4 protein-coding genes are annotated in these 4734 nt (G+C 73.8%); all 4 read left to right on the top strand.

What is annotated here, in order from left to right:
- The coding region (locus IRZ18_08540) for a prolyl oligopeptidase family serine peptidase (GenBank protein MBX5477151.1) at positions 1–226 on the top strand (226 nt) is incomplete at its 5' end.
- Entirely contained in the window at positions 207–2333 is a 2127-nt protein-coding gene (locus IRZ18_08535) for a S9 family peptidase (GenBank protein MBX5477150.1), read from the top strand. The genes IRZ18_08540 and IRZ18_08535, both read left to right, overlap by 20 nt.
- A gap of 217 nt (positions 2334–2550) precedes the next feature.
- Complete coding sequence (locus IRZ18_08530) at positions 2551–4176, top strand: DNA mismatch repair protein MutS (protein MBX5477149.1); 1626 nt, start codon at positions 2551–2553, stop codon at positions 4174–4176.
- The coding region (locus tag IRZ18_08525; protein MBX5477148.1) for a hypothetical protein at positions 4173–4734 on the top strand (562 nt) is incomplete at its 3' end. The genes IRZ18_08530 and IRZ18_08525, both read left to right, overlap by 4 nt.

Genomic DNA, 4734 nt, shown 5'->3' with positions numbered 1-4734 from the left:
CGACGACGTCCGGTGCACGCCCGAGCAGGCGGAGCAGGTCTTCGTCGCCATGCGCGAGCGGAACCCCGAGGTGCCGGTGCGCATGGTGCTCTTCCCGGGGGAGAACCACGACCTCACGCGCACGGGGCGGCTCCGCTCCCAGATGCGCCACCTCGAGGAGCTCGTCGCCTGGTTCCGACGGTTCCTCGCCGAGGGAGGGACGGACGATGGACGGGACGCCGGCTAGCGCCCCGACGCCGGGAGACGGGTCCGCCCGGGCGGCTCGCGCCGGCCGGAAGCGGCTTCCCGAGCTCTCGGACCTCTACCGCATCGTCAACGTCGCGACACCCGACCACCACCCGGCGACCGGGCGGCTCGCCTACGTGCTCGAGCGGGCCGAGCCCGGCAGGTTCCTGCGCGAGGTCTGGGTCCGCGAGGGGGGCGAGGCGAGGAGGGTCACGGCGGGCGGAGACTCCGAGCGGAATCCGCGGTTTTCGCCCGACGGGCGCAAGCTCGCGTTCCTCTCGAACGCGACGGGCACCGAGCAGCTCTGGGTGGCCGACCTCGCGACCGGCCAGGTGCGCCAGCTCACGCGCATGCGGCACGGGGTGGCGCGACCCGCCTGGTCGCCCGACGGGCTCCACATCGCTTTCGAGTCGCCCGTTTTCCCGGACGAGGCGGAGGACGCCGTCGTCCTCGGCGAGGGCGAACGCCGCCGCGACCGGCGCGACGAGCCGATCGTCGTCGAGGAGCTAGGCTTCAAGAGCGACGACGTCGGGGGCTACCGCGAGGCCGTGCCGACGCCCGCGGTGTGGGTCGTCGCGTCCGAGGGCGGCCGGCCCCGCCGGCTCACGCCGGGACCGGCCCGCCACGTCCTGCCCGTCTGGTCCCCCGACGGCCGCTCCCTCCTCGTCCTCTCGAACCGCGAACGCCGCCCGACGGACTACATCGGCATGGACCTCTTCCTCTTCCCGTTCCCGCCGGAGGAGGGCGCGGCGGCGCCGCGCCAGCTGACGAGCGGCCTCTACGTCGCCTACTACCCGAAGCGCATCGTGCCCCGCTTCACCCCCGACGGCCGCGAGGTCGTCTTCGGGGCCCTCGACCCCGACCGCGGCGGCGTGCCGGTGGCCCTCCTCTACCGCGTCCCCGTCGAAGGCGGCGAGCCGGTGCGGCTCTTCGGGAACGAGGCCCCCTGCGACGGCGCGACGCGTTTTCTCTACAACGCGACCTGGCACAGCGAAGCCTACGAGACGATGCAGGTGTCGGAAGACGGGCGCGACGTCTACTTCATCGCCGGCTGGCAGGGGACGGGCAACATCTACCGCGTGCCCCTCGCCGGCGGACCCGTCGAGGCCGTCACGACGGGGCGCCAGAACTTCGCCCAGCTCTCGCCCCCCTACGCCGGACGCGCCATCGCGACGCGCACCGACGCGCTGCACCCCTACGAGATCGTCGAGGTCGACCTCCAGACGGGCGAGGTGCGCGAGCTCACCGACCTCAACCCTTGGCTTCGCGAGGTGGCGCTCGCCGATATGCAGGAGCTCTGGGTCGAGACGCTCGACGGCACGGCGCGCGTCCAGGGGTGGGTGCTCCTGCCGCCCGGCTGCGAGGCCGAGCCACCCGCCGCGGCCAGCCTCCCGGCCGTCCTCTACGTGCATGGCGGTCCGGCCACGTTCTACGGCTACGCGCTCGACTGGGAGCACCAGTCGCTCGCCGCCGCTGGGCTTGCCGTCCTCATCGCCAACCCGCGCGGAAGCGCCGGCTACGGGGCCCAGTTCTCGTCGATGGAGTACATCCACGACGCGGCCTTCTACGACCTCCTGCAGTTCGTCGACGCCGCCTTGCGAGCCTTCCCGGCCATCGACCCAGAGCGCGTCGGCGTCTGCGGCGGGAGCTACGGCGGCTACGCGACCGTCTGGCTCGCCTCGCACACGCGCCGCTTCCGCGCGGCCGCGGCCCACCGCGCGCCCGTCAACGAGCTCATCGGCTACGCCTCCTCCGACATGGGCGCGAACGGCCGCTCGAAGGTCTACGCCACGTACCGCGACTTCCTCGTCGCGGCGCTGGAGCGCTCGCCCATCGTGCGCGCCGACCGCATCGAGGTGCCGCTCCTCATCCTCCACGGCGAACGGGACATGCGTTGCCCGGTCGAGGGGGCCCACCAGCTCTTCACGGCCGTGAAGGACACGCACCCCGAGCTCGACGTGCGGCTCGTCGTCTTCCCGGGCGAGAACCACGAGGTGACGATGGCGCCCGGGCCGATCGAGGCCAGGCTCCGGCATTACGAGGAGAACCTGCGCTGGTTCGTGCGGCACCTGGGCACCGAGGCGGCTCCCGTGGTACGCTGCGATTGACGACGGACGAAGCTTGCGTGGGCGATGGAGCTCGCCCGAGGCGCGGCCCGCCCGACGCCGGAGCGCCAGAGACGCCCGGGCGGCAGGGCGAGCGGCGCAAGACCCAGGCGATCCGGCCTGTGATGGCTCCTACGGTGCGCCGTAGGAGCCTTTTCGCGTTCGCGCGGGGGCGCGGGCGCGCCGGGCGCAGCGAGAAGCCCGAAGGGGGGCGTCGGCGTTGGAGGCAGTGAGCCTCCTCGCTCCCGATCCGGAGGAGTCGCCGGTCGGCGCGCTCGGCGCCGAGCCCGGGCGACGACTCCCCGGCGCGGCCGGCACGGCGGACCCCGCCTTCGACCGCGACCTGGCCTTCGACCAGGTCGTGGCGCGCGCCCTCGAAGGCCAGCCGGATCGGTTCCGCCACGGCCTCGCCGAGCTCTACCACGCGCCCTGCCGCGACGTCGCCACCGTGCGCCACCGCCAGGAGGTCATGCGTGACCTCGGCGACCCGGCCCTCCGCGACGCGCTCCGCGGCCTCGTCGAAGGCGTAGCCGAGGTCGAGGACCGGCTCCGCCGGGCCGAGGAGATCCGCCACCCGCAACTCGCCCAACGCGCGCACCTCGAGGCGGCACTTCTCCTGGTCGCGACCCTCGCCGCGACCGCCGACGCCTTCCGACAGCATCCGCCCTTCTCCAACGGTCTTCGCGCGCTCGCGGCGGCGCTCGACCGTTACCTCGGCTCGCCGTCGTATCGCGCGTTCGCCGACGAAGCGCAGGCGGCGCGCGACGCGCTCGACAGGATTCGCTACACGTTGACTCTCGGCTCGAACCGCGTCGAGGTGATGCCGGCCTGGGACGCGCCCGACCTCGGGCGCGAGATCGCGGAGACGTTCGCGCGCTTCGCGGACGCCGAGGCCGCCGGCTGCGTCGGGCGAGACGCGAAGCCCGCGGGCTCGGCGGGCCACGGCACAGGTGGCCGGATACCGTTTCTCAACCACGTCGAAGAGGCCATCCTCGAGCGGATTGCGCGCCTTGCACCCGAGCCCTTCGCGCAGCTCGCCGACTTCCGCTCGCACGCCGCCGAGCCGATTCCCGAACCACTTCGGCGCGTCGCGCTCGAAGGGCGCTTCCTGATCTCGTACCTCGACCTCGTCGCGCCTCTCCAGCGGGCGGGCCTCCCCTTTTCCCTGCCCGACGTGACCGCCCCCGGAGGCGCCGACGGGGAGGACCGGGCGGACGACGCCTTCGACCTCGCGCTCGCCCTCTCGCTGCGCGCGCCCGGCGCGATCGTTCCGAACGGTTGGCAGCTCGGCGCAGGCGAACGCGCGATCGTCGTCACGGGGCCGAACCACGGCGGGAAGACGACGTTCGCGCGGGCCTTCGGCCTCGTCCACCACCTCGCGCGCCTCGGCCTGCCGGTCCCCGCGCGCCGCGCGCGGCTCCCCCTTTTCGACCGCATCCTCACGCACTTCCCGCGCGAGGAGGCGGCTGGCGACGACCGCGGCCGCCTCGCCGCGGAGGTGGCGCGCTTTCGCGAGATCCTCGACCAGGCCGGGCCGGCTGTCCTCGTGGTCATGAACGAGGCGTTCGCCGCGACCGGCAGCGAGGACGCCGCACGCCTCGGCACCCGCGCGCTCGCGGCCCTTCTCGACCGTGGCGCGCGGGTCGTCTTCGTGACGTTCCTCGACGAGCTCGCGCGTCTCGACGCGCGCGTCGTCAGCATGGTGGCGGAGGTCGCGCCCGACGACCCGTCCCGACGCACGTTCCGCATCGCGCGGCGGCCGCCGGAGGGGACAGCCTACGCGCTCGCCGTGGCCCGCCGGCACGGCGTCACGTACGAGCTCTTGCGGAAGGCGATGGGGACTTGATCCCGGGCCTTCTCCTTCCCGGCCGGCCGTTCGTCCCGGCCCCCGTCCCTCACGCGGACGATCTCATCGCCGACCTCGGCCTCGACGTCGTGTTCGACGCGATGGGCGCGGGAGACGCGTTCGCGCGCGGCGTCGCCCGCGACGTCATCCTCACCCCGCTCGCCACAGCCGACGAGATCCGACACCGCCAAGCCGTTTTTGACGACTTCCGCCGTCATCCGGAGCTACTTTACGAGCTCGACCGCGTGGCGCAAGCCGCGATCGAAGGCGAACGGCGCTCCTACTTCGGCCTCTTCGCGCGCTCCGCGGAATCGCTCTGCCACCGCTCCCGCGAAGTCCTCGCTGTCTTCGCCGACGCCTTCGACGCGCTTCGTGCGATCGCCGAGACGCGCGCGGAGGACGTCGACTCTCCCGGCCTCCGCGACCTCTTCGCGACCGTCCGGCGCGACCTGGCTCCGCCCTACCTCGAACAGGTGCGGGCACTCCTTCCCGTGCTCGAGTTCCGCGCGGGCCGGCCCCCCCCCCGCCCCCCCCGGCCCCCCCCGCCGCGGGCCGCCC

The organism is Clostridia bacterium (genome assembly GCA_019683875.1).
In the GTDB taxonomy this organism is placed as follows: Bacteria; Bacillota; Sulfobacillia; order RBS10-35; family Bu92; genus Bu92.
Note: the sequence above shows the minus strand (reverse complement) of the source record. Positions and strands in the feature narration are given on the sequence as shown.

Coding starts and splice junctions, on each gene's coding strand:
- IRZ18_08535 (MBX5477150.1), top strand. CDS start 207: ATGGACGGGACGCCGGCTAGCGCCCCGACGCCGGGAGACGGGTCCGCC.